19 protein-coding genes and 1 pseudogene are annotated in these 23,704 nt (G+C 60.3%); 7 read left to right on the top strand and 13 right to left on the bottom strand.

Features of this window, described 5'->3' with window-relative positions:
* Positions 1-143: 143 nt before the first annotated feature.
* Entirely contained in the window at positions 144-1,136 is a 993-nt protein-coding gene (locus H4W29_RS08790) for an adenosine kinase (protein WP_192728591.1), read from the top strand.
* Here H4W29_RS08790 and H4W29_RS08785 read toward each other — a convergent pair.
* On the bottom strand, positions 1,129-1,668 hold the full coding sequence (locus H4W29_RS08785) for an SH3 domain-containing protein (RefSeq protein ID WP_192728590.1): 540 nt from the start codon (positions 1,666-1,668) through the stop codon (positions 1,129-1,131). The genes H4W29_RS08790 and H4W29_RS08785 overlap by 8 nt on opposite strands.
* A gap of 177 nt (positions 1,669-1,845) precedes the next feature.
* Between H4W29_RS08785 and H4W29_RS08780 the strand changes: the two genes are divergently transcribed.
* Positions 1,846-2,847 (top strand): 2-hydroxyacid dehydrogenase, encoded by a 1,002-nt coding sequence (locus H4W29_RS08780; protein ID WP_183823683.1) that lies wholly within the window; start codon positions 1,846-1,848, stop codon positions 2,845-2,847.
* A 33-nt stretch (positions 2,848-2,880) separates the two neighbouring features.
* Here H4W29_RS08780 and H4W29_RS08775 read toward each other — a convergent pair whose 3' ends face one another.
* The 4 genes from H4W29_RS08775 to H4W29_RS08760 form a co-directional block, all read right to left on the bottom strand.
* Complete coding sequence (locus H4W29_RS08775) at positions 2,881-3,354, bottom strand: GNAT family N-acetyltransferase (protein ID WP_192728589.1); 474 nt, start codon at positions 3,352-3,354, stop codon at positions 2,881-2,883.
* Entirely contained in the window at positions 3,351-4,175 is an 825-nt protein-coding gene (locus tag H4W29_RS08770) for a molybdopterin-synthase adenylyltransferase MoeB (RefSeq protein WP_192728588.1), read from the bottom strand. Before H4W29_RS08770 ends, H4W29_RS08775 begins: the two co-directional genes overlap by 4 nt.
* On the bottom strand, positions 4,172-5,296 hold the full coding sequence (recF, locus tag H4W29_RS08765; RefSeq protein WP_192728587.1) for a DNA replication/repair protein RecF: 1,125 nt from the start codon (positions 5,294-5,296) through the stop codon (positions 4,172-4,174). The genes H4W29_RS08770 and recF overlap by 4 nt, the downstream gene beginning before the upstream one ends.
* Before the next feature lie 123 nt (positions 5,297-5,419).
* Entirely contained in the window at positions 5,420-5,620 is a 201-nt protein-coding gene (locus tag H4W29_RS08760) for a hypothetical protein (RefSeq protein ID WP_192728586.1), read from the bottom strand.
* A gap of 275 nt (positions 5,621-5,895) precedes the next feature.
* Here H4W29_RS08760 and H4W29_RS08755 point away from each other — a divergent pair, with 275 nt between their 5' ends.
* On the top strand, positions 5,896-6,261 hold the full coding sequence (locus H4W29_RS08755; protein ID WP_192728585.1) for a helix-turn-helix domain-containing protein: 366 nt from the start codon (positions 5,896-5,898) through the stop codon (positions 6,259-6,261).
* A 33-nt stretch (positions 6,262-6,294) separates the two neighbouring features.
* On the opposite strand, the gene H4W29_RS08750 is transcribed toward H4W29_RS08755, so the two are convergent.
* The 4 genes from H4W29_RS08750 to H4W29_RS08735 all read right to left on the bottom strand — a co-directional run bounded on the left by H4W29_RS08750 (position 6,295) and on the right by H4W29_RS08735 (position 12,465).
* Positions 6,295-6,501 (bottom strand): hypothetical protein, encoded by a 207-nt coding sequence (locus H4W29_RS08750; RefSeq protein WP_192728584.1) that lies wholly within the window; start codon positions 6,499-6,501, stop codon positions 6,295-6,297.
* 207 nt (positions 6,502-6,708) lie between these two features.
* Positions 6,709-7,851, bottom strand: a complete 1,143-nt coding sequence (gene dnaJ, locus H4W29_RS08745; RefSeq protein ID WP_192728583.1) for a molecular chaperone DnaJ — start codon at positions 7,849-7,851, stop codon at positions 6,709-6,711.
* Between the two features lie 82 nt (positions 7,852-7,933).
* Positions 7,934-9,844, bottom strand: coding sequence for a molecular chaperone DnaK (gene dnaK / locus H4W29_RS08740; protein ID WP_192728582.1), 1,911 nt, complete (start codon positions 9,842-9,844; stop codon positions 7,934-7,936).
* Between the two features lie 314 nt (positions 9,845-10,158).
* A complete protein-coding gene (locus H4W29_RS08735) occupies positions 10,159-12,465 on the bottom strand; it encodes a transglycosylase domain-containing protein (RefSeq protein ID WP_192728581.1) in 2,307 nt (768 codons plus the stop codon).
* A 220-nt stretch (positions 12,466-12,685) separates the two neighbouring features.
* Here H4W29_RS08735 and H4W29_RS08730 point away from each other — a divergent pair, with 220 nt between their 5' ends.
* A complete protein-coding gene (locus H4W29_RS08730; RefSeq protein WP_376776551.1) occupies positions 12,686-12,847 on the top strand; it encodes a hypothetical protein in 162 nt (53 codons plus the stop codon).
* 544 nt (positions 12,848-13,391) lie between these two features.
* Here H4W29_RS08730 and H4W29_RS08725 read toward each other — a convergent pair.
* Entirely contained in the window at positions 13,392-14,780 is a 1,389-nt protein-coding gene (locus H4W29_RS08725) for a dipeptidase (RefSeq protein ID WP_192728579.1), read from the bottom strand.
* Between the two features lie 186 nt (positions 14,781-14,966).
* Here H4W29_RS08725 and H4W29_RS08720 point away from each other — a divergent pair.
* A pseudogene (locus H4W29_RS08720) lies at positions 14,967-16,034 on the top strand (MHYT domain-containing protein); the annotation flags it as partial.
* A gap of 45 nt (positions 16,035-16,079) precedes the next feature.
* On the opposite strand, the gene H4W29_RS08715 reads toward H4W29_RS08720, so the two are convergent.
* The gene (locus H4W29_RS08715; protein WP_192728577.1) at positions 16,080-16,496 is read right to left on the bottom strand and encodes a MarR family winged helix-turn-helix transcriptional regulator; all 417 of its coding nucleotides are present in this window, start codon (positions 16,494-16,496) and stop codon (positions 16,080-16,082) included.
* A gap of 424 nt (positions 16,497-16,920) precedes the next feature.
* Here H4W29_RS08715 and polA point away from each other — a divergent pair, with 424 nt between their 5' ends.
* Together polA and H4W29_RS08705 are read left to right on the top strand one after the other, a co-directional pair.
* A complete protein-coding gene (gene polA, locus H4W29_RS08710; protein WP_192728576.1) occupies positions 16,921-19,920 on the top strand; it encodes a DNA polymerase I in 3,000 nt (999 codons plus the stop codon).
* 276 nt (positions 19,921-20,196) lie between these two features.
* Positions 20,197-22,572 carry a DNA translocase FtsK gene (locus tag H4W29_RS08705; protein ID WP_192728575.1) on the top strand — a complete coding sequence of 792 codons (2,376 nt, stop codon included), beginning with the start codon at positions 20,197-20,199 and terminating at the stop codon, positions 22,570-22,572.
* A 15-nt stretch (positions 22,573-22,587) separates the two neighbouring features.
* Here H4W29_RS08705 and H4W29_RS08700 read toward each other — a convergent pair whose 3' ends face one another.
* Positions 22,588-23,094, bottom strand: a complete 507-nt coding sequence (locus H4W29_RS08700) for a GrpB family protein (protein ID WP_376776550.1) — start codon at positions 23,092-23,094, stop codon at positions 22,588-22,590.
* A gap of 15 nt (positions 23,095-23,109) precedes the next feature.
* Positions 23,110-23,703: a phosphonate metabolism protein/1,5-bisphosphokinase (PRPP-forming) PhnN gene (phnN, locus tag H4W29_RS08695; RefSeq protein ID WP_192730696.1), complete on the bottom strand. Its 594-nt coding sequence runs from the start codon at positions 23,701-23,703 to the stop codon at positions 23,110-23,112.
* Position 23,704: the final 1 nt, after the last annotated feature.

The raw sequence follows: 23,704 nt of genomic DNA, 5'->3' as shown, positions 1-23,704 counted from the left end.
AGGTGGGCACGGTGACAGCGGCATGACGAATAAGCGGCAGTTTTGCGAAGACTTGGAAGGCGGTGTGCTGTTTACCCTTCCAATACCGGCAAATTTCGCTAAGACCGACTACCGGCTATCACAAATCCGGGACTTCCCATTTCATGACCAAATTCGATGTTCTGACAGTCGGCAATGCAATCGTCGATATTATCGCCCGTTGCGACGACCAGTTCCTCATTGACAACAAGATCACCAAGGCAGCGATGAACCTCATCGATGCCGATCGCGCCGGACTGCTCTATTCCCGGATGGGGCCGGCGCTCGAAGCTTCCGGCGGCAGCGCCGGCAATACGGCTGCAGGCGTCGCGAGCCTCGGCGGCAAGGCCGCCTATTTCGGCAAGGTCGCAGAAGACCAGCTCGGCGAGATCTTCGCGCATGACATCCGTGCTCAGGGCGTTCACTACCGGACCGAGGCCAAGGGCAAATTTCCGCCGACCGCACGCTCGATGATTTTCGTCACCGATGACGGCGAACGCTCGATGAACACCTATCTCGGCGCCTGCGTCGAACTCGGGCCCGAGGATGTCGAAGCGGATGTCGTGGCGCAAGCCAAGGTGACCTATTTCGAAGGTTATCTCTGGGATCCGCCGCGGGCCAAGGAAGCGATCCTCGATTGCGCCCGCATCGCCCACGAGAACGGCCGCGAAATGTCGATGACGCTCTCCGACAGCTTCTGCGTCGATCGTTACCGCAGCGAATTCCTGGACCTGATGCGCTCGGGCAAGGTCGATATCGTCTTCGCCAACCGCCAGGAAATCCTGTCGCTTTACGAGACCGACGATTTTGAGGAAGCGCTGAACAAGATCGCCAAGGATTGCAAGATCGCCGCCGTGACCATGAGCGAGGACGGCGCCGTGATCCTGAAGGGCAACGAGCGCCATTACGTCGATGCGATCAAGATCAATGAAGTGGTCGATACGACCGGCGCCGGCGATCTCTTCGCCTCGGGCTTCCTCTACGGCTACACGCAGGGCCGTACGCTGGAAGATTGCGGCAAGCTCGGTTGCCTTGCTGCCGGCATCGTCATTCAGCAGATCGGCCCGCGGCCGATGAAGTCGCTCTCCGATGCTGCCAGGGAGGCGGGCCTTATTTAAAGGCCTCGCCCGGATAGGCACCCCAGATTTCCGACTGCGCCACCCAGCCTTCGGCGCCGTCGGTTTTGGCGAAGCACCATTCGCCATTGCACTCGCCGATCGAGATCATCACGCCAGGCTCCAGCTTGGCGACGATGGAGGAGGATGGCTGTGACTCACGGCGCAGGTTGACATAGACGCCCTTGCCTTTGCCCTTCATCCACGGTGCTGCGATTGCGGCCCGCTGGCCCGACAGCAGCGACTGATTGACCCAGCCCTCCGTGCCGTCGGCATCGCGGATACGGCGCCAGTTGTCGTATTCCTGGATGATTTCGACTGGCAAACCCGTCTTCAGATACATCCAGGAAACCGCATAATCCGTTCCCGGGCCGATGCGCAGGTTCACGCGTTTGGACTTCAGCGTCACGAAGCGCGGCAACGGCAGGCCGCTCGGCCCCTTGGCCGCCTGGGCTTGCGCAAATTCGATGGTGCCTGCCGATACGACGAGGGCAACCGCCAGGACGAGGCAGGACTTAAGAACTGTGCGACGCATGGAAGCTTCCGTTGGCTCGAATTCGCAACAGGCCGCGCCTGCTCGCTTTCCGGGATTCCCCGGCCGCCACACGAGTTTTGTTTGTCTTCGCGTGCGGGTCTGGTAGAAAATGCCCGGAACGGGAAAATGATCGCCCATCTTGGTTAAAGACCTCTAAACAAGGCACTGCAAGCCGCTATGACGACGAAGAAAAAACCGAAGGTCTACATAACCCGCAAGCTGCCTGATGTCGTTGAAACCCGCATGCGCGAGCTTTTCGATGCCGAGTTGAATATCGACGATACGCCGCGATCCGTTCCCGAACTCGTCGAAGCCATCAGAACCTGCGATGTACTCGTGCCAACCGTGACCGACCGGATCGACGCGGCCCTCATCGAACAGGCTGGGCCGCAGATGAAGCTGATCGCCAGCTTTTCAAATGGCACCGATCATATCGATGTCGAAGCCGCCGCCCGCAAGGGCATCACTGTCACCAACACCCCGAACGTACTGACCGATGACACCGCCGACATGACCATGGCGCTGATCCTCGCCGTACCGCGACGGATCGGCGAAGGTGCGCGCGTGCTGACCGACAGGCCCGGCGAATGGGCCGGCTGGTCTCCGACATGGATGCTCGGGCGACGCATCCATGGAAAGCGAATCGGCATTGTCGGCATGGGCCGTATCGGCACGGCCGTTGCGCGCCGTGCCAAGGCCTTCGGCCTGTCCATCCATTATCACAACCGCAAGCGCGTCAATCCGGCCACCGAGGACGAGCTCGAGGCGACCTATTGGGAAAGCCTCGACCAGATGCTCGCCCGCGTCGACATCGTCTCGGTCAATTGCCCCTCGACGCCGGCAACCTTTCATCTCTTGTCGGCAAGGCGCCTGGCATTGCTCCAGCCGACCGCCTATCTCGTCAATACGGCCCGGGGTGACGTGATCGATGAAGCTGCCCTCATCAAATGCCTGCGGGAAGGAAAGATCGCCGGCGCCGGGCTCGATGTTTTCGAGAACGAACCTGTCGTCAATCCGAAGCTGGTGAAGCTCGCCAATGAGGGTAAGGTCGTGCTGCTGCCGCACATGAGCTCGGCGACGATCGAGGGGCGTGCGGAGATGGGTGACAAGGTCATCATCAACATCCGCGCCTTCATCGATGGCCATCGACCACCGAATCGGGTGCTGCCGGGCCGGTGACGGCCGGAGCGCTGCCATCTTTAGCCGGCCAGATCAGCCGGCGAGCGCTTTCCGCATCTCGATAAACGTTACCCGCGTAAAGCCCGGATGAGACCTTTCTGCGGTCTTCTCAAACCCCCAGGCCGCGAAGGTCGCGTGATTGCCGAAGAGCTCTATCCGCGTCTCGAGCCGCAAAGCCTGAAGGCCGAGGTCGCGCGCCGTCTCTTCCGCGATCTCAAGCAGGCGCCGGCCGATGCCCTTGCCTTGCGCAGATGGCAGAACTGCAAGTTTTCCGACATAGAGGCAATCGGCCTCCGGGCGCAGGAAAATGCAGCCGGTGAGCTGCCCCTTATTCTCTATGGCATAGGCGATTTCTGCCCTTGCCTTCTCCACCAGCGATTCCATCGTCAGGCGAGTTGCGGAGGAGGGCGGATCGATCCGGCCCTCCATATAGGCGAAGGATACGAGAATGAGATCGAGCAGCTCGGCCCAGCGGGCGAAGCTCTCATCGATGCGAAAAGGCGTCATGCGGTCCGGCTCTGCCGCGCGCGTCGGCGCTTGTAGCGGATCGTATCGAAACGGGCGGACAGGGCGTCATAGAGCAGCAGGCGGCCAATCAGCGGTTCGCCGGCACCCGTAATGAGCTTGATCGCCTCCATGGCCATCATCGTGCCGATCACGCCCGTCAATGCGCCAATGATCCCGGCCTCTGCGCAGGCGGGGATCAATCCGGCCGGTGGTGCTTCGGGAAAGAGATCACGATATCTGGGGTTCTGCGTACCGTCCTCGGCAGCCTCATAGGGTTTCAGCACCGTCAGCGATCCGTCGAAGCGGCCGACGGCACCTGTCACGAGTGGGATACGCGCTTCTTCCGCTGCATCGGCCGCCATATAGCGCGTATCGAAATTATCCGAGCCGTCGATCAAGAGATCAAAGCCGGAGAGGTGCAAACGCGCCGTATCGGCGGAAAGGCGCTCCGTGAAACGGATGACCTTGATGTGTGGGTTCAGCCGAGCGATCGCGATAGCAGCACTTTCCGTCTTCATTTCGCCGATCGTGCCGGAATCGTGGATCACCTGCCGCTGCAGGTTGGAGAGCGAAACACGGTCGTCATCGGCAATACCGAGCGTGCCGACGCCTGCGGCCGCCAGATATTGCAGGATCGGCGCGCCGAGCCCTCCGGCGCCTATGACAAGCACGCGCGCGGCCTTCAGCCTCTGCTGGCCCGCGCCGCCGATTTCCGGCAGCAGGATGTGGCGATGATAGCGTGCGATTTCGTCCGGGCTGAGGGGTTCCATGGGCGTGATGCTAACACGCCCCGAACCGCGGGGAGAAGCGCTATCGCTCATTCGAAAACCCTTCCGTCGGCAACCGTGAAAAACTGTGCCCGCTCGGCAAGTGCCGCAAACATCTGACGGTCCGTTCCCGTCATGAAGGCCTGGCCGCCAAGCCCGTCTATGAGGTCGAAAAGGGCAGCGCGACGTCCCTCGTCGAGATGGGCGGCAATCTCGTCCAGGAGCAGAACCGGCGCATGGCCAGTAAGGTTGCCGACGAGCCGCGCATGGGCAAGCACAAGGCCCACCAGCAGGGCTTTCTGTTCGCCGGTGGAGCAGCGCGCCGCTTCCATCTGCTTCTCGCGATGATGCACGATGAGATCGGCACGATGCGGCCCTTCCAGCGTGCGTCCGGCGCCGGCATCGCGGTAACGATTGGCGGCGAGCGTTGCCGCATACTCATCTTCCAGGTCGACCGAGGGGCGAGAGAATTGACCATCCATGAAGCCCGAGAGCTGCAGCGATGCCGATGGGAAGGGGGAGATCTCCCGGCTTTCCTCGACGAGGCGCGTCAGCAGGCCGAGCATTTCCTGCCGGGCGAGTGCCATGGCTATACCGAGGCTTGCCATCTGCTCCTCGATGCCGGAAAGCCAGGATGGATCGAAACGGCTTTCGTCGAGCAGTTTGTTGCGGCTGCGCATGGCGCGCTCGAAGTCGCTCGCCCGCCTGCCGTGTTCAGGGTCGAGCGACAGCACCAGCCTGTCGAGGAACCGCCGGCGGTCCGACGAGCCACCGGTAAAGAGCCCGTCCATCGCCGGTGTCAGCCAGAGCACGCGCAAATGATCAGTCAGTTCGTCGACTGTTTTTGCCGTCGTTCCGTTGATGCGCAGCCGGCGCGTCATCGCCTCGTCGCTGGCATCGATCCCCGTGCCGATCTCGACATCGCCTTCCATGCCATCAAGCGCGGCAAAGATCGAAAATCCGCCTGTAGCACCGACGCGGGTGATATCGCCATAGGCGGCGCGGCGCAGCCCGCGTCCCGGCGACAGGAAAGAGACCGCCTCCATCAGGTTGGTCTTGCCGGCGCCGTTGTCGCCGGTCAACACCACGTGCCGGCCGTCGAGCGCAAGCGAGGCCGACGCATAATTGCGAAAGTCGGTCAGCTTCAGATGGGAAAGGGCAACCTTGTGCGGCATCGGATATCCGGAAACATCAAGGCTGACAGTTGGAGCCTTTCCTGGTCAGAATGATTCAATCTGACCAGGAAAGGCTCTAAGCCGAAGCGCCAGGGATATCAAGACTGAGAGCCGTTTCGGCTGTCAATGCATGCGAGGCGTGGGCGCCTCGAGCTGTGCCTCGGCCTCCGCAATCGCCTTTTCGATCCAGTAGAGGAGATCCGGCCGGTCTCCGATCGAGCCGCGCAGCGATTTCAATGAATCGATCATCATCGTCAGTTTCTGGCGGCGCATATCGATGACGATACTGTCGGCACCAGATTTCCCGGTGGGAGCGGATGTCATGCAGTATTCGAAGCCTCTTGTCTGACCGGTACTGTGGGGTCCGGCGCGAGTAACTATCGTCCCATACAATGAAGTCAACTATAGGGTGTTCAATTTTTCGCGACATCGCCGCTAAGTCATCAAGCAATAATTAGAAGTTGCAAATCCGTGGAGCGAACAGTTATTTTGGCGGCGTAATGTCCAAAAAAAGTCGGTTGAAAATTGCAACTTCCGGGTTGAGATATTCAGCCGACGCTATATGGTAAATGAAGGGTTTCCGGGGAGAGAGTGCAGCAGTGCCAGATCCGATTGATATCATTGTCGGCCGCAACGTGAGACAGCTTCGCGCCCGCCGACGTGTTTCTCAACTGGAACTGGGCGAAGCGCTTGGCCTTACATTCCAGCAGATCCAGAAATACGAGAAGGGGACGAACCGCGTCTCTGCCAGCAAGCTGCATCAGATAGCGGTCTTCCTGAGGGTCGATATCTCCGAGCTATTTGAAGGCACGGGAATTTCCCAGTTTACCAACCGCATCGAGCTGAGCCCCGAGGCCTATGAACTGGCGGTTAGCTTTGACAGGTTGAGCTCGATTGCGGGCAAGCAGGCGGTCAAGACGATCCTCAACCTCATGTGCGGTCAGGCAACCGAAAACGCTGCTTGATGCATCGCATCTATCCTTGGAATCGATAGGATTTCAGTGAAGTTCGCGCTCGTGCAGAGCGACAAGCAGGGCGTCCTGCGTCTGATAGCCGGCGTGGTAGAGGTCGATCGCGATGCTGGCGATCGAAAGACCCTGCTGGCTGCGAAGCTTGATGCTGCGTTCGGCGCACCATGAATAGAGCGCACCTGCCAACGCATCGACATCTTCAGACAGACAATTTGAAAAACTCGTTGCCGACATGGAGATACCCTCTGTTAGTCCCGGACTGCGGGCCAAAGACACTATGGATTTCAGTAACTTGCAAGCGCCATCGGATCTGTGCGTTAACACAAGACATCTGCGTTTCGATCAGCGTCCCGGCTTGAGACAGCTGTCCCGAATTGGAGCGGACATGAAAAAAGCCGGAGGCGAAACCTCCGGCTTTCACAATTTCGATGCGTGTCGAGATCAGCCCTCGAAGAATTCCTTCATCCGGGCAAAAAAGCCGGTCGATTCCGGATTGTTCTCCTTGGAGGAGAGCTGCTCGAATTCCTGCAGAAGCTCGCGCTGGCGCTTGGAAAGCTTCTGCGGCGTCTCGATCTGGATCTGGATATAGAGATCGCCGGTCTGGCTGGAACGCAGCACCGGCATGCCCTTGCCCTTCAGGCGGAATTGCTTGCCAGCCTGCGTGCCCTCGGGAACGGTCACACGCGACTTTGTGCCGTCGAGCGTTGCCACATCGAAAGTGCCGCCGAGGGCTGCCGTCGTCATGGAGATCGGCACGGCGCAATAGAGATCGGCTCCATCGCGCTGGTAGAACTCATGCGGCTTTACCGACAGGAAGATATAGAGATCGCCAGCCGGGCCGCCACGCGTGCCGGCCTCGCCTTCGCCCTGCAGGCGGATGCGGGTGCCGTCCTCGATACCGGCCGGGATGTTGACCGACAGCGAACGCTCTTCAGTCACACGGCCCTGACCATGGCACTTCGGGCACGGATCGGGAATGATCTGGCCACGGCCATGACAGGTCGGGCAGGTGCGTTCGATGGAGAAGAAGCCCTGTGCGGCGCGTACACGGCCTGAGCCCTGACAGGTGCCGCAGGTCTTCGGCTGGGTGCCGGGCTTGGCGCCGGAACCGGAACAGACGTCGCAGGTGATCGATGTCGGAACACGGATCTGCGCCGTCTTGCCGGAAAAGGCCTCTTCGAGAGAGATTTCCATATTGTAGCGAAGGTCGGCGCCGCGCTCGCGTCCACCCGAAGAGCGCTGCCGTCCACGGCCGCCGCCCATCATCTCGCCGAAAATGTCCTCGAAAATGTCTGAAAAGCCGCCACCGGCAAATCCGGCGCCGCCGCCGAAGCCGCCCGCACCACCCATGCCGCCATGTTCGAAAGCCGCATGGCCATAACGGTCATAGGCCGCGCGCTTCTGCGGGTCCTTCAGCGTTTCGTAGGCTTCGTTGATTTCCTTGAACTTGCGTTCGGCGTCTTTGTCATCCGGGTTCTTGTCCGGATGGAATTTCATCGCCAGCTTGCGGAAGGCGCTTTTCAGCTCTTTTTCATCCGCCGTTTTGGCTACACCCAGAGTTTCGTAAAAGTCCGCTTTTGCCAATTTAAGCCCCGGAAATGGATTTCCGGCTGCCATGGTGAGCAGCCGGATGTCTATCGTCTAGCGTAGGCCGCGAGCCCGCCGATTAAGCGGACTTCTTGCGGTCGTCGTCCTTGACTTCTTCGTAGTCGGCGTCGACGACATTGTCATCCTCAGCCGAAGCATCGGTCGCGCCGCCTTCGGCCTGCTGGGCTTCATAGATCGCCTGGCCGAGCTTCATGGAAACTTCCATGAGGGTCTGGGTCTTGGCCTTGATGTCTTCGGCGTCGGCTTCAGTTGCTTCGGTCGCGGACTTCAGAGCGGCAATCGCATCGGAAATTGCAGTGCGGTCGGCTTCGGAAACCTTGTCACCATAATCCTTGAGCGACTTCTCCGTGGAATGGATCAGGCTTTCGGCCTGGTTCTTGGCTTCCACACCTTCGCGGCGCTTCTTGTCTTCGGCAGCATGCGATTCGGCATCCTTGACCATCTTTTCGATGTCGGCGTCGGAAAGACCACCGGAGGCCTGGATACGGATCTGCTGTTCCTTGCCGGTGCCCTTGTCCTTGGCCGAAACCTGCACGATGCCGTTCGCATCGATGTCGAAGGTGACTTCGATCTGTGGAACACCACGCGGTGCCGGCGGCAGGCCAACGAGGTCGAACTGGCCGAGCAGCTTGTTGTCGGCAGCCATTTCACGCTCGCCCTGCGAGACGCGGATGGTGACGGCCTGCTGGTTGTCGTCGGCGGTCGAGAAGGTCTGGCTCTTCTTCGTCGGGATCGTCGTGTTGCGTTCGATCAGGCGGGTGAAGACACCGCCGAGGGTCTCGATGCCGAGAGACAGCGGGGTTACGTCGAGAAGCAGAACGTCCTTGACGTCGCCCTGGAGAACGCCGGCCTGGATGGCAGCGCCGAGAGCAACGACTTCATCCGGGTTGACGCCCTTGTGCGGTTCCTTGCCGAACAGCTGCTTGACGACTTCCTGCACCTTCGGCATGCGGCTCATGCCGCCGACGAGAACGACTTCATCGATTTCGGCAGCGGTAACGCCGGCATCCTTGAGTGCTGCCTTGCACGGAGCGATCGTACGCTGAACGAGATCGTCGACCAGGCTTTCGAGCTTGGCGCGGGTCAGCTTCAGCGTCAGGTGCTTCGGGCCGGAAGCATCAGCCGTGATGAACGGCAGGTTGATTTCGGTCTGCTGCGAAGAGGACAGCTCGATCTTTGCCTTTTCGGCAGCTTCCTTGAGGCGCTGCAGGGCAAGCTTGTCGTTCTTCAGGTCGATACCGTTGTCCTTCTTGAACTCGGCAACGAGATATTCGACGAGACGCATGTCGAAGTCTTCACCGCCGAGGAACGTATCGCCGTTGGTGGACTTCACTTCGAAGACACCGTCGCCGATTTCGAGGATCGAGATATCGAAGGTGCCGCCGCCAAGGTCGTAGACGGCGATCGTCTTGCCGTCCTTCTTGTCGAGGCCATAGGCGAGAGCAGCAGCGGTCGGCTCGTTGATGATGCGGAGCACTTCAAGACCGGCGATCTTGCCGGCATCCTTGGTTGCCTGGCGCTGCGCGTCGTTGAAATATGCGGGAACGGTGATAACGGCTTTCTCGACCTTTTCACCGAGATAGGATTCGGCGGTTTCCTTCATCTTCTGAAGGATCATCGCGGAAATCTGTGCAGGCGAGTAGCCCTTGCCGTTGGCTTCGACCCAAGCGTCGCCATTATCGCCCTTGACGATCGTGAAAGGAACGAGGTGCTTGTCCTTCTCGACGGTCGGATCTTCGTAGCGGCGGCCGATGAGGCGCTTTACGGCGAAGAGTGTGTTCGTAGGGTTGGTGACCGCCTGGCGCTTGGCCGGCTGGCCGACGAGGCGTTCGCCGTCATCGGAAAATGCCACCATGGAAGGGGTTGTACGCGCGCCTTCAGCGTTCTCGATGACCTTTGCGTCCTTGCCGTCCATGACCGCGACGCAGGAATTTGTCGTTCCAAGGTCGATACCAATTACTTTTGCCATGTCATTCTCTCCTTGAAGCAAGCTGTCGGAACCCCGGTAAGGCATTTCCCTGACAGCCCCTTACGGGATGGGTCTACTAAGATTACGCAATCGTGATTGCGGTGATGCGGCGTATATAAGGAGCGGTTTTCTGGACTGCAAGGCGAGAAATGGCCTGGAATCCAGCAAAACGAATGTGTTGCATTCAATTTTTACAGTAGCCGGAAAAGGGTCTGCTTTGCACTGTCAAACCGTGCAAATCTTGCATGCCGAGCCTTGCGCGGGACGTGCTCCCGCAAGGCGTCTTATCCCGTCTCAATACTGTCTGCTGCCCCCTATTGCCCCATGATGAGATCGAGCAGGGTCGTGCGACGTGACTGCGCCCCTGATATTGCCTGCGGTCCGCCGACATCACCGGGCGGCACCATGTCATCATAACCGCCGCCGGCAACATCGGCGGGCGGTACAGGTCCGCCATTCACCGGCTGTCCGGGCGGCGGCGGATAGCGGTTCACGTCGGCATTGCCACCGAAGACACCGGAAATGATGCTCCCGACCGTCGAAGGCTGCTCAGGTGCCGGCTGCGCCTGCGCCATCGGCTGGCCGTTGGCGGGATCGGCGCCAGGGTTGGAGCCAGGATCGGAGAATGTCTGGCCCATGCCGAAAAGCGGCGCCGGCGAAAGCCCCTTATGCGCGGCGACCATGAATTCCTTCCAGGCCTTGGCCGGAAGCCCGCCGCCGGTCACCTTCTTCATTGGCGTACCGTCGTCATTGCCGAACCACACGCCCGTCGCAAGATTGCTGGTGAAGCCGACGAACAGCGCATCGCGCGAATTCTGCGTCGTGCCGGTCTTGCCGGCCGCCTGCCAGCCGGGAAGCTTGGCGCTCGAGCCTGTGCCGCCGTTGATGACGCCCATCATCATCATGTTCATTTCGGCAACGATCTGCTCGGAAAGCACACGCGGCGGATTGTCGTAGGTATTCTCGTAAAGCACCTTGCCGTCTGCGGTAGTCACCCTGCGGATCACATGCGGGGTCGCCTTGTAGCCGCCGTTCATGAAGGCGGCATAGGAGGCCGTCAGCTCCATGAGTGACACTTCCGAGGTGCCGAGCGCGATCGAGGCATTGGGCTGCAGGTCGGATTCGATGCCGAGGCGGTGGGCGAGCTTGATCACCTGATCCGGCCCGTCATACATCACGAGTTGGGCGGCCACTGTATTGAGCGACTTTGCGAGCGCAGTGCGGAGCGTCACTTCGCCATTGTATTTCTTCTCGTAATTTTCCGGCGTCCAGTTGCCGATGCGGATCGGCGCGTCGTTGAAAACGGAATCCGGTGTCAGGCCCTTTTCGAGCGCGGCAGCGTAAACGAATGGCTTGAAGGAAGAGCCCGGCTGGCGTTTGGCCTTGACGGCGCGGTTGAACTGGCTCGTCGCATAATCCCTGCCGCCGACGAGCGCCCGGATCGCGCCCGTACCGTCGATCGAGACGAGGGCGGCCTGCGATGCATCGAACTTGCCGCCTTCCTTATCGAGCACGTTGACCAGAGACTGTTCGGCTTTCTTTTCAAGATTCTTGTCGATGGTCGTATCGACAATGACGTCTTCCTTCACGTCGCCGACTAGCCCCTGCAACTCGTCCATTACCATATCGGCGACATATTGTCCGGCGCCCGACCAGTAGCTGCGGGCAGAAGCCGGCGTCTGCGACATCGCCGTCTTGATCTCGCCGTCGCTGATATAGCCCTGGTCGCGCATCGCCTGCAGCACGACCTGCGCACGGGCATTTGCCGCCTCCGGATCACGGGCCGGCGAAAGACGCGACGGCGCTTTGACGAGGCCCGCAAGCAGGGCCGCTTCGCCGAGATTCACATCGCGCGCCGACTTGTTGAAATAGCGGCGGGAAGCCGCTTCCACGCCATAGGCATTCGAGCCGAAATAGACGCGGTTCAGATACATCGCAAGGATCTGGTCCTTGGTGTATTTCTGCTCCAGCCAGAAGGAAAGCAGCACTTCCTGCACCTTGCGCTCGAGCGTGCGCTCCGGCGAGAGGAACAGGTTTTTGGCGAGCTGCTGCGTCAGCGTCGAGCCGCCTTGGATCGGCTGGCCGGTCGCATTGTTGACGAACGCGCGTGCGAGCCCGAACGGATCGACGCCGAAATGCGAATAGAAGCGTCGGTCTTCGATGGCGACGATCGCTTCGGGAATATAGGGAGACATGTTCTCCAGGGAGAGCTCCTCGCCGCCGGTCGCACCGCGGTTGGCGATCGCGCTGCCGTCCACGGCGGTGATCTTGACGTTTGGCGGCCGTTCCGGGATTGCCCAGGTGCTGGCGCTCGGCATGCGCGAACCATAATAGAACACGAGGCCGGCAACACCGATGCCGGCCCAGATGCCAAGCACGATGCACCAGTAGACGACCCTGCGCAGGAACGCGAACAGCCCGCCGCCTTCGCGCTCGCGTGGCTCACGACGACGCTTTGCCGGTGTGCGGCGGGGAGCGGGCGATCGCGACGGACGCTTGGAACCGTGCCGCCCGTCGATGCGGTCGTCGTCATCGAGCGCGAACTCGTCATCCTCCTCACGGCCGCCACGGCCGTTGAAGGACGGTTCGATCCTGTCGTCTGATCTGCGTCTGGCTACCATCGTGGAGCGGCTGAACCCTTGCTATAAGACCGCGCCCCCAGGCAACGGTTTTATCCGATTGAACTGTAAATGCGGCGAATTAACGGGCTGTTAAGAACACCGCCAATATGGCCAAGTACTCCCCCTGCCTATCTTTTTCCGTCAACCGGCCGCGACTTCGCCTCGTCTGAGAGGCAGATACGCGATATCCAGGCAGCAAATGACAATCGATCCCGACAGAATGGAAGAAGCTCGCCTCCGCGAAGTCTGGAGCGTGCATGCCTTTGCGCAGCATTATCGCCTCGACAGGATGGAAGAGAGCCGGCTGAAGATGCTGCTCGGCCCCTATGCAGAGATGCGCGACCTGCTGGCGACCCAGCGTCGTACATCTTCCGGCTGGTGAGGGAACCAATAGGCTTTGCAGCAGTTTTACCAAAAGCGGGACTACCCCTCATGTCCCGCTCAGATCGGCCGTCTCCCCTCAACACGCGCCGATCGATATCAGGCCCGGCGTATCACCAGATACGTCGGGTCCTTTTCTTTAGGGGGCGATAAAGCCCGCGCTCGCGATAATAATCCGGCGCAGATTTCTGATTGTCTTTCAAAGGCTTATAGGAGTATTCGGATGAACGCAGCTTGAACGGTGATCAAGGTTACCCCGAGGGGCTTGAAATGTGAAAAGTGGCTTCCGATATAAGGCTACAGAAATCGCAGCCCGGAAATGTTGTGCGCACTATCTGTCGCATCGTTTCCGCGATCTGGTTGAGCCGTTTACCGGCCGTAAACCTTTCGGGAACAGTCTGGCTGTGCACTATCCGCTTCTCCTTTGACCACGGATGTACTGGCACTGAGATGAGGCGGGTAACGGAAGGCCGGTTTGCCCCGGCCTTTTTGTTTGCAGATTTCGGATGGCGTGCCGCGCAGACCGCGGGCACGCCTTTTTCATGTCAGGCCGTCAGTGCAGCAAGGATACGTACCCAGGAGCGGATGCCCTTGTGGTAGGAGGCGAGCTCGTACTTTTCGTTCGGCGAATGGATGCGGTCGTCGGAAAGACCGAAGCCGACGAGCAGGGATTCCATGCCGAGCATCTTCTGAAAATCGCCGACGATCGGAATCGAGCCGCCCATGCCGATGACGATTGCAGGCTTCGGCCATTCATCGGAAAGCGCGTTGCGCGCCTTGGTCAGAACAGGCGAGTCATAGGAAAGATGAATGGCCGGCGAGGCGCCATGCGGATGGAACTCGACAGAGCAGTCGGCCGGGATCTTCGAGCGAACGTAGCTGCGGAAGCTTTCGCGGATCGCTGCCGGATCCTGCGTGCCGACGAGGCGGAAGGAAACCTTCGCCGATGCCTTGGCGGCAATGACAGTTTTAAAGCCTTCGCCGGTATAGCCGCCCCAGATGCCGTTAACTTCGGCCGTCGGGCGCGCCCAGGTGAGTTCCAGGACCGAGCGGCCCTTTTCGCCTGAGGGAATGGAGAGGCCGACTTCGCCGAGGAAGTTTTCCGCCGACTTGCCGAGCGCCTCCCAGGATGCCTTGATGTTGGCAGGCGTTTCCTCGACACCGTCGTAGAAACCTTTAAGCGTGATGCGCCCGGTCTCGTCATGCAGGCCGGCAAGAGCTTCCACGAGAATATGGATCGGGTTGGCGGCGGCACCCCCGAAGAGGCCGGAATGCAGGTCGCGGTCGGCGGCGGTTACTACGATTTCTTCGCCGACAAGGCCGCGAAGAGCGGCCGCGATTGCCGGCGTATCCTTGTCCCACATGCTGGTGTCGCAGACGAGGGCATAGTCGGCCTTGAGTTCGGCGGCATTGGCTTCGAGGAACGGCTTCAAGGACGGCGAGCCAGATTCTTCCTCGCCTTCGAAAAGAATGGTGACGCGGCAGGGAAGCGCGCCATTGATCTCCTTATAGGCGCGGCAGGCCTCGACGAAGGTCATCAGCTGGCCCTTGTCGTCGGCAGTGCCGCGGCCGGTCAGGATCTTGCGGCCGTTGCCGGCATCCTTGATGGCGGGCTCGAAAGGGTCGTTTTCCCAGAGCTCAATCGGATCGACCGGCTGCACGTCATAGTGACCGTAGAACAGGACGTGGGGCGCATCAGCCGAGGCGCCTTCGTGATGGGCGACCACCATCGGGTGGCCGGGCGTGTCGCGAACCGAGGCATCAAAGCCAAGCGTCTTGAGATAGGCCACCAGCCATTCGGCTGCCTTGCGGCATTCGGCCTTGTAGGCCGGATCGGTCGAGATCGACTTGATGCGCAAGAGCTCGAACAGCTTTTCGAGGCTTGAATCGAGATTCCGGTCGGCACGCGCAAGGATGGGATTTAGTTCGGTCATTTCCGACTCCTTCTGAAATTCGGCCGGACGATAGACCCAATTGGCTGCGGTTTCGAGCGTCAAATTTCAGGATGTTATGTTGGCGCTAAATGCTACAATAGAGGAAGTGGCGATGCCTAATGCAATTTACGGTTATTTAGCATACTCTAAATAATCTCGCCCAGAGGTCGGCTTTCGAGGTGGTGAATGTTCTCTGTCATTGCCTGCATCAGGGATAATCATGACTGGCGGCTCGTCATTGCCGCGGTGATCGTCTGCCTTGTCGGCAGTCTGACGACCATGCTCCTTCTCTTCCGTGCCCAGGAATGCGATGTCGGTCAGCGAAAACTCTGGATCGGCACGTCGGCTTTTGCCTGCGGCGTGGGCGTATGGGCAACGCATTTCATCGCGATGCTCGCCTATGATGGCGGCATGCCGATCAGCTACGACCTGCGCCTCACTTTTCTTTCGGTATTCCTGTCGATTTTCGGTTCCTGGGTGGCCATACTGATCGCGTCGGAAGGCAGGAGCGGCTATGCCTTTGCTTTCAGCGGCGTGCTGATGGCGCTTGGCATCACGGCCATGCATATGACTGGCATGCAGGCGATCGAGGCCCAGGCCGTCATCGTCTATGATGCCTTCACGTCGGTCGTTGCTTTCTGCTCCTGCGCGGTTCTGGCGACGATAGCCTTCCTCGCCTTCTTCCAGCTAAAGGGCATGAAACGCTTCGCCGCATCCTCCGGCGCCTTCGTGCTGGCGATCTGTACGCTGCATTTCATCTCGATGAGCAGCATCACGCTGGTGCCCGACCCGACGCGCGAGGTGCCCGCGATGGCGCTTCAGCCCGAGGTGCTTGCGGTGATCGTCATGGTTGTCGCAACCGGCCTCATCCTCATGGCCTTCGGCGCAGTCTTCCTCGAAAGCCATCTGACCGATCTTCGCGGCCTTGCCAACGTTTCGCAGGAGGGCCTTGTCATCCTGCGCGAAGGCAGGATCATCGACACCAATGAGCGCTTCCTGACCTTGTCTGGCTGGAAGCTTGCGGAACTCATCGGCAACATTCCCTCTGCCGTCCTGGCTCTCGTCCATGGTGAGCAGGAGAGCGATCACCGGGAAATGCTGCTGATTGCCAAGGATGAGAGGCAGATCCGTGTCGAGGTCGTCACACGGCCGATCGTCTATCGCGGGCGCCATTGCGATGTTCTCGTCATTCGCGACCTCACTCAGCACAGGCGCGCCGGAGAGATAAGCGAGCATCTCGCCCATCACGATGTTTCGCCAGGCGCTGCAGGTCGCTGAGCCGTCCCACCCCAGAGCGATTCAAAGTGCCTTGGCGTTGTTGATGAGGCGCCGGATATATTCAAGCATCAGCTCCCGCTCGAAGACTCGGAAGCCCTTGAACAGCGCAAGATCGGCCTCGCGCGCCGTGTCGATGGCCTCAGCCTCCATCGCCCTGGCTTTCTCGGTGAGGAAGATCAGCTGGGCGCGCTTGTCGGTGGGGTGCGGGCGGCGTTCGATCAGCCCGTCACGCACCATGCGAGAGAGCGTGTTGGCCATCGTCGCCTGCTCGATATCGACGCGCTCCAGAAGCTGCTTCTGGGTGAGCCCGTCTTCGGCCCAAAGTTCCAGAAGGATAGGGAACTGGCCGGGAGAAAAACCGAGTCCTGCCGCGCGCTGATGCAGCGAGCGGGCAAAACCCTTGGCCAGCTGGCTGGCAAGGTAGGCACCGGAATCCATTCGATTAAATCCCATGATTGTAAATTAGGCTCAAAATCGTGCAGTAGACAATGCAACAAATCGCATACGATCCATCAAAACATATGCGGCAAGCTCTTAAATTTTCGAGAGGTGAAGCGATTGGCTGAAAAACAAAGCCGCCATGGCCTGGAGGATGGCCATGGCGGCTTGAAAATGGGGACAAAGGCCCGGAGAGGGGGATGAGGCCTTTGTCCAAGCCTGACGCGGCGGGGGACAAGCCGGCTATCAGACCCGCGGCGCGATCAAACGCCGGTGACTTTGATTTGTGATTGAGAATGTGGTTTTTCAAGGGAAAGAGAAAAGACCGCCGATTACAAATTGGTAACAGTTTGGTGAGGCGGAATCTTTTTGCGCACCCAAGTTTATATGGACCTTGAAAGGCCGCCGCGCTATCCATGCTGCCATGAAAAAAGGCGATCACCTCTTCCTTGTCGACGGTTCGGGTTTCATCTTCCGGGCCTTTCACGCTTTGCCCCCGCTGACACGCAAATCCGACGGCCTGCCGGTCGGCGCGGTCTCCGGTTTCTGCAACATGCTTTGGAAGCTCTTGAGGGATGCACGCGGTACCGATGTGGCTGCCACGCCCACTCATCTTGCCGTCATTTTCGATTACTCGTCGAAGACCTTCCGCAAGGATCTCTATGACGCCTATAAGGCGAACCGTTCGGCGCCGCCCGAAGAGCTGGTGCCCCAGTTCGGTCTGATCCGCGAGGCGACGCGAGCTTTCAATCTGCCCTGCATCGAGACGGAAGGTTTCGAGGCCGACGACATCATCGCGACCTATGCCCGCCAGGCTGAAGCCGTCGGCGCCGATGTGACGATCGTCTCCTCCGACAAGGATCTGATGCAGCTCGTCACCTCGAATGTCCACATGTATGACAGCATGAAGGACAAGCAGATCAGCATCCCTGATGTCATCGAGAAATGGGGTGTGCCGCCGGAAAAGATGATCGATCTGCAGGCGATGACCGGCGATTCCGTCGACAATGTTCCCGGCATTCCAGGCATCGGCCCGAAGACGGCCGCCCAGCTTCTCGCCGAATATGGCGATCTCGATACGCTTCTCGAACGTGCCCATGAGATCAAGCAGGAAAAGCGCCGTCTGACCATTCTCGAAAACATCGACAAGGCAAAGCTGTCCCGCGAGCTGGTGCGCCTGCGCACCGACGTGCCGCTGGACCTCGATCTCGACGCGCTCGTGCTGGAGCCGCAGAACGGCCCCAAGCTGATCGGCTTCCTGAAGACCATGGAATTCACCACGCTGACGCGGCGCGTCGCGGAATTCTGCAATTGTGACGCCAGCGAGATCGAGCCTGCCTTCGTGAAGATCGAATGGGGTACGGACGCGCATGGCCCGGATCTTGATGCAGCCAAGCCGGAGCCTGTCGCAGGCACCGTTCCTGATGTGGGCGGCGAAGCCGTCGCGGTCCCGCCGCGCGCAAAGGCGAAGACATCAGTCGAAGGAACCTTCGCGCCGGCGGACCTTGCAAAGGCGCGCGCAGAAGCTTTCGCGACCCTGCCGTTCGACCATTCCTCCTATGTGACGATCCGTGACCTTGCGACCCTCGATCGGTGGATCGCCGATGCGAAGGATACCGGCCTCGTTGCCTTCGACACGGAAACGACCTCGCTCGATGCCATGCAGGCCGAGCTCGTTGGCTTCTCCATGGCGATTGCCGACAATGCCGCCGATCCGACCGGCACGCGCATCCGCGCCGCCTATGTGCCTGTTGGACACAAGACCGGCGTGGGCGATCTGCTCGGCGGTGGTCTCGCCGACAACCAGATCCCGATGGGCGATGTGCTGTTGCGGCTGAAGGCGCTGCTCGAGGATGAATCGATCCTCAAGGTGGCGCAGAACCTGAAATATGACTATCTGCTGATGAAGCGCTACGGCATCGAGACCAAGAGCTTCGACGACACGATGCTGATATCCTACGTGCTCGATGCCGGAACAGGCGCGCATGGCATGGACCCGCTGTCGGAAAAATTCCTTGGCCACACGCCGATCGCCTACAAGGACGTCGCCGGCTCCGGCAAGTCGAACGTGACCTTCGATCTCGTCGATATCGAGCGCGCGACACATTACGCCGCCGAAGACGCCGACGTGACGCTGCGCCTCTGGATGGTGCTGAAACCGCGTCTTGCCGCCATGCAGCTGACGCGTGTCTATGAGCGTCTGGAACGTCCGCTCCTGCCTGTTCTGGCGCGGATGGAAGCGCGCGGCATCACCGTCGACCGCCAGATCCTGTCGCGCCTGTCGGGTGAACTGGCCCAGGGTGCAGCCCGATACGAGGATGAAATCTATCAGCTTGCCGGCGAGAGGTTCAACATCGGCTCTCCCAAGCAGCTCGGCGACATCCTGTTCGGCAAGATGGGTCTTGCCGGCGGCACCAAGACCAAGACCGGCCAGTGGTCGACCTCGGCAAGCGTGCTGGAAGACCTGGCGGCGGCCGGCTTCGAGCTGCCGCGCAAGATCGTCGACTGGCGCCAGCTCACCAAGCTGAAATCTACCTATACGGATGCGCTTCCGGGCTATATCCATCCGGAAACGAAGCGGGTGCATACCTCCTATTCGCTGGCATCGACGACGACAGGCCGTCTTTCATCTTCGGAGCCGAACCTTCAGAACATTCCGGTGCGCACCGCCGAAGGCCGCAAGATTCGCACCGCCTTCATTTCGTCGCCGGGTCACAAGCTGATCTCGGCCGACTACAGCCAGATCGAGCTGCGCGTGCTTGCCCACGTCGCCGAAATTCCGCAGCTCGTGCGTGCTTTCGAGGATGGCATCGATATCCACGCGATGACCGCTTCCGAAATGTTCGGTGTGCCCGTCGAAGGCATGCCGAGCGAAGTGCGCCGCCGCGCCAAGGCCATCAACTTCGGCATCATCTACGGCATTTCCGCCTTCGGTCTCGCCAACCAGCTTTCCATCGAGCGCTCGGAAGCCGGCGACTACATCAAGAAATATTTCGAACGCTTTCCCGGCATCCGCGATTACATGGAAAGCCGCAAGCAGATGGCCCGCGACAAGGGCTATGTCGAGACGATCTTCGGCCGCCGAATCAATTATCCAGAGATTCGCTCGTCCAATCCTTCGGTGCGCGCCTTCAACGAACGTGCCGCCATCAACGCGCCGATCCAGGGTTCGGCCGCCGACGTCATCCGCCGCGCCATGATCAAGATCGAGCCGGCGCTCGCCGAGGCAGGCCTTGCCGATAGGGTGCGCATGCTCTTGCAGGTGCACGATGAATTGATCTTCGAGGTCGAAGACGAAGAGGTCGAAAAGGCGACGCCGATCATCGTTTCGGTCATGGAAAACGCGACGTCGCCGGCGCTGGAAATGCGCGTGCCGCTTCGGGTCGATGCCCGCTCAGCGACCAATTGGGACGAAGCGCACTGAGGCATGTCGCGCAAAACTGTGCAGCGGTTTTGCGATGACGACATGCGAAAACAAGTGCTTAAAGCGTGGCAAGCGAATCCTAGAGATCGCGACACGCTTTAAGGCGCTTCGTCAGATTACCCCAAAGATTTTTCCTGGAGAGTCAAATCCCTGAAACCAATGAGGTTTCGTCATTTTGGTCGTTCCGGAACGAGACGGCTGGAAGGAACTTATTAACCTTCATTTCCTATCCGGAAGGATGTCAGAATTTACCAAGCGTGAGTGAGTAACTGTCGCATGCGTTTTCCTAGAACCAATTTGACGGATGCCGGAGATTTCTCCTCCGGACTTGAAGCTGAACATCCCGAAAATGCACCCGTGGAATATGAAGGCGAAAAGCCGGTGCCGCCGCTCTGGCAGAGCAATTTCTCGCTCGCCCCGAACGTCCGTTTCACCCGCACGCCGGAAACGCTGATCAGCAAGCGCCACGCGCCGGAAAGGCCGGTTCGTGAGGAAATCGTAGCGCCTCCGCCGCAGGCCGTAGTAGCGCCGCAACCCGCAGCAGCACCGCAGATGCGCGCGCCGATCACGGTGAACGTACCCTTCGATATCTATCTGCCCGAAGTGGCCGAGACGATCGTCGCGCCGCAGCCGGAATCTCAGCCGCAGCCCGCTGCCGCAATTCCTGTCGAAACCACGCTACGCGCCGCAACGGAGCTTTCCTCCATTTCGGATTTCGCCTTCTGGGAGGTCATGGCCTTCGAGGAGACGGATGCGGCTCCATCACGCACCCCGGTTATTGCTTTGCAGCAGGCCGAACCCGAATCGATCACCTCGCGCTTCCGGATCATGGAATGGCGCCCGGGCCGGCATAATCCGGCGCCGGTGGCACCACGCGCAACGCTGCCCGTTGCACCCGCGCCAGTCCGCCCTGCACGTCCTCCGGCAGCACGCGTTGCTCCGGCTCCGGTCGATTCAACTCCCGTTGCCCAGGGTCCGATAGTTCAGACCCCAGATGTACAGGCGCCTGTGGTGCAGTCGAACCCGGCACCGGCAGAAGTCCCGCCGGCATCACGTGTCGAGATCACCGCACCTGCATTGTCCCCGGTTCGCCCAGGCCGCATGATCGTCGAGAAGGTCGATGCATCGGGCTACGAATTCCCGCCCCGCGCCCTGTTGCAGGAGCCGCCGGAGCGGCTCGGCGAGATCATGTCGCAGGAAACGCTGGAACAGAATGCCGGCCTTCTGGAAAGCGTGCTGGAGGATTTCGGCGTCAAGGGCGAGATCATCCATGTCCGCCCCGGTCCGGTCGTCACACTCTATGAATTCGAGCCGGCGCCGGGCGTGAAATCGTCCCGCGTCATCGGCCTTGCCGATGATATCGCCCGCTCCATGTCGGCGCTGTCAGCCCGTGTTGCTGTCGTTCCCGGCCGCAACGTCATCGGCATCGAACTGCCGAATGCGACGCGCGAAACCGTCTATTTCCGCGAGATGATCGAGAGCGAGGATTTCGACAAGAGCGGCTACAAGCTGGCGCTCGGCCTCGGCAAGACGATCGGCGGCGAACCCGTGATCGCCGAACTCGCGAAGATGCCGCATCTGCTCGTCGCCGGCACCACCGGTTCGGGCAAGTCCGTTGCCATCAACACGATGATCCTGTCACTGCTCTACCGCATGACGCCGGAACAATGCCGCCTCATCATGGTCGATCCCAAGATGCTGGAACTCTCCGTCTATGACGGTATCCCGCATCTGCTGACGCCCGTCGTCACCGATCCTAAGAAGGCGGTCATGGCGCTGAAATGGGCGGTGCGCGAGATGGAGGAGCGCTATCGCAAGATGTCGCGCCTCGGTGTGCGCAATATCGACGGTTACAACGGCCGCGTCAGCCAGGCCCGCGAGAAAGGCGAGACCATCCATATCATGGTCCAGGTCGGTTTCGACCGGCAGACGGGTGCGCCGATCGAGGAGCAGCAGGAACTGGATCTGGCTCCGATGCCCTATATCGTCGTCATCGTCGACGAAATGGCCGACCTGATGATGGTCGCCGGCAAGGAGATCGAAGGCGCGATCCAGCGTCTGGCGCAGATGGCGCGTGCCGCCGGCATCCATCTCATCATGGCAACCCAGCGTCCGTCCGTCGACGTCATTACCGGCACGATCAAGGCGAATTTCCCGACCCGCATCTCCTTCCAGGTCACCTCCAAGATCGACAGCCGTACGATCCTTGGCGAACAAGGCGCCGAACAGTTGCTCGGCCAGGGCGACATGCTGCATATGCAGGGCGGCGGCCGCATCTCCCGCGTCCACGGCCCCTTCGTTTCCGATGCCGAAGTCGAGAAGGTCGTGGCACACCTGAAGACGCAGGGCCGGCCGGAATATCTCGATACGGTCACGGCCGGCGAGGACGAGGAAGCCGAGGATGAAGAGGACGGCGCCGTCTTCGACAAGAGCGCCATGGGCGCCGAGGATGGCGACGAGCTCTACCAGCAGGCCGTCAAGGTCGTCATGCGCGACAAGAAGTGCTCGACCTCCTACATCCAGCGCCGCCTCGGCATCGGCTATAACCGCGCCGCCTCGCTAGTCGAGCGCATGGAAAAGGAAGGGCTGGTCGGCCCGGCAAACCACGTCGGTAAACGCGAGATCGTCTCGGGCCGCGGCGACGGCGAATAATCGGAGCGCGGCTGGTTATCCTTCCTTGGAGGCCAGCCGCAGCGTCTCGAGCACGAAGTCACGCTTGCCGCCTGTATAATAGTCCCAATCGCCATTTGCCTCGCCCATGAGCTTCATTTTGAGGATGGCATAGGCGTTCGCTCGTTCCGCGTGCGAGCGCAGATAGTCGCGAAACGCGATTCGGTCTCGTAAAACGGCATTGTTAGTCGAGCATAGATAGAGCCGTGCGCCGTACGAGCCCTTGCCGCTGGTGAAGGTCCATGTCTGCTGCTGGTACTTGTCGCCATGGAAGGTGTAGGCGCCGAGCGATTGCATTCGTTCGATCGCCTCGGGAAGCACATTCGCATTCGCAAAGGCAGCATGCAGGTCGATCTTCGGCTTGGCCGCCAGTCCGGGGACGGATGTGCTGCCGACGTGATGAAAGACGGGGGCGAGATCGGCGAGAAACGGCTCAAGCTCGCCGACGATCTGACGGAAGAGAGACGGCCATTCCGGGTCATAGTCGACGACATGAATGGCCATTCTCATTTCCCCCGTCTAGACGATTTCCTTCAGGAAACCATCAAGGATGTCGATCATCTTGCGTTCTGCCTCTTCCAGCGAGCCGCTGTTGTCGAGTTCCACGACATCGTAATCACCGCGCACCGTCAGCGGGCCGCGGGCCAGCCGTGCCATGATGTCCTCATGCGTCTCGCGGCCGCGCGCTTCCAGGCGGTTGGCCAGCACTTCCGGGCGGGCCGTCACATTGATGACCTTCAGCCGCGGAAAGGCGGCCTGGAAACGGTGCAGCGCCGAACGCGAACCGTTCGCGACGACAATGTGGCCCTTGGACAGCGCGACGGAAACCTCCGCCGGAATGGCGTATTTGAGACCATGCGCCTCCCACCAGACGGCAAAGGCACCGGACTGCTCCATCGATGCGAATCCCGCATCCGAAACGGCGAGGTGATCCTCTCCGCCGGCATCGCCTTCACGCGTGATGACGCGGCGGGCAAAATGCACGTCCTCCCGGCGATCGAAATGCCGGGCCGCCAGGTTCATCAGCGTATCCTTGCCAGCCCCGCTCGGGCCGACGACGACGACCATGATGCCGCGTTCGGCACCGGCGCCCGGATGGGGTTCGTGCATCATC

The organism is Rhizobium viscosum, assembly GCF_014873945.1.
Lineage (GTDB): Bacteria > Pseudomonadota > Alphaproteobacteria > Rhizobiales > Rhizobiaceae > Rhizobium > Rhizobium viscosum.
Note: the sequence above shows the minus strand (reverse complement) of the source record. Positions and strands in the feature narration are given on the sequence as shown.

What these genes read in the sequence shown, in the direction of transcription:
- H4W29_RS08790 (WP_192728591.1), top strand. Translation starts at nt 144, where the DNA reads ATGACCAAATTCGATGTTCTGACAGTCGGCAATGCAATCGTCGATATT.
- H4W29_RS08785 (WP_192728590.1), bottom strand. Translation starts at nt 1,668, where the DNA reads ATGCGTCGCACAGTTCTTAAGTCCTGCCTCGTCCTGGCGGTTGCCCTC.
- H4W29_RS08780 (WP_183823683.1), top strand. Translation starts at nt 1,846, where the DNA reads ATGACGACGAAGAAAAAACCGAAGGTCTACATAACCCGCAAGCTGCCT.
- H4W29_RS08775 (WP_192728589.1), bottom strand. Translation starts at nt 3,354, where the DNA reads ATGACGCCTTTTCGCATCGATGAGAGCTTCGCCCGCTGGGCCGAGCTG.
- H4W29_RS08770 (WP_192728588.1), bottom strand. Translation starts at nt 4,175, where the DNA reads ATGAGCGATAGCGCTTCTCCCCGCGGTTCGGGGCGTGTTAGCATCACG.
- recF (WP_192728587.1), bottom strand. Translation starts at nt 5,296, where the DNA reads ATGCCGCACAAGGTTGCCCTTTCCCATCTGAAGCTGACCGACTTTCGC.
- H4W29_RS08760 (WP_192728586.1), bottom strand. Translation starts at nt 5,620, where the DNA reads ATGACATCCGCTCCCACCGGGAAATCTGGTGCCGACAGTATCGTCATC.
- H4W29_RS08750 (WP_192728584.1), bottom strand. Translation starts at nt 6,501, where the DNA reads ATGTCGGCAACGAGTTTTTCAAATTGTCTGTCTGAAGATGTCGATGCG.
- dnaK (WP_192728582.1), bottom strand. Translation starts at nt 9,844, where the DNA reads ATGGCAAAAGTAATTGGTATCGACCTTGGAACGACAAATTCCTGCGTC.
- H4W29_RS08735 (WP_192728581.1), bottom strand. Translation starts at nt 12,465, where the DNA reads ATGGTAGCCAGACGCAGATCAGACGACAGGATCGAACCGTCCTTCAAC.
- H4W29_RS08730 (WP_376776551.1), top strand. Translation starts at nt 12,686, where the DNA reads ATGGAAGAAGCTCGCCTCCGCGAAGTCTGGAGCGTGCATGCCTTTGCG.
- H4W29_RS08725 (WP_192728579.1), bottom strand. Translation starts at nt 14,780, where the DNA reads ATGACCGAACTAAATCCCATCCTTGCGCGTGCCGACCGGAATCTCGAT.
- H4W29_RS08715 (WP_192728577.1), bottom strand. Translation starts at nt 16,496, where the DNA reads ATGGATTCCGGTGCCTACCTTGCCAGCCAGCTGGCCAAGGGTTTTGCC.
- polA (WP_192728576.1), top strand. Translation starts at nt 16,921, where the DNA reads ATGAAAAAAGGCGATCACCTCTTCCTTGTCGACGGTTCGGGTTTCATC.
- H4W29_RS08705 (WP_192728575.1), top strand. Translation starts at nt 20,197, where the DNA reads ATGCGTTTTCCTAGAACCAATTTGACGGATGCCGGAGATTTCTCCTCC.
- H4W29_RS08700 (WP_376776550.1), bottom strand. Translation starts at nt 23,094, where the DNA reads ATGGCCATTCATGTCGTCGACTATGACCCGGAATGGCCGTCTCTCTTC.
- phnN (WP_192730696.1), bottom strand. Translation starts at nt 23,703, where the DNA reads ATGATGCACGAACCCCATCCGGGCGCCGGTGCCGAACGCGGCATCATG.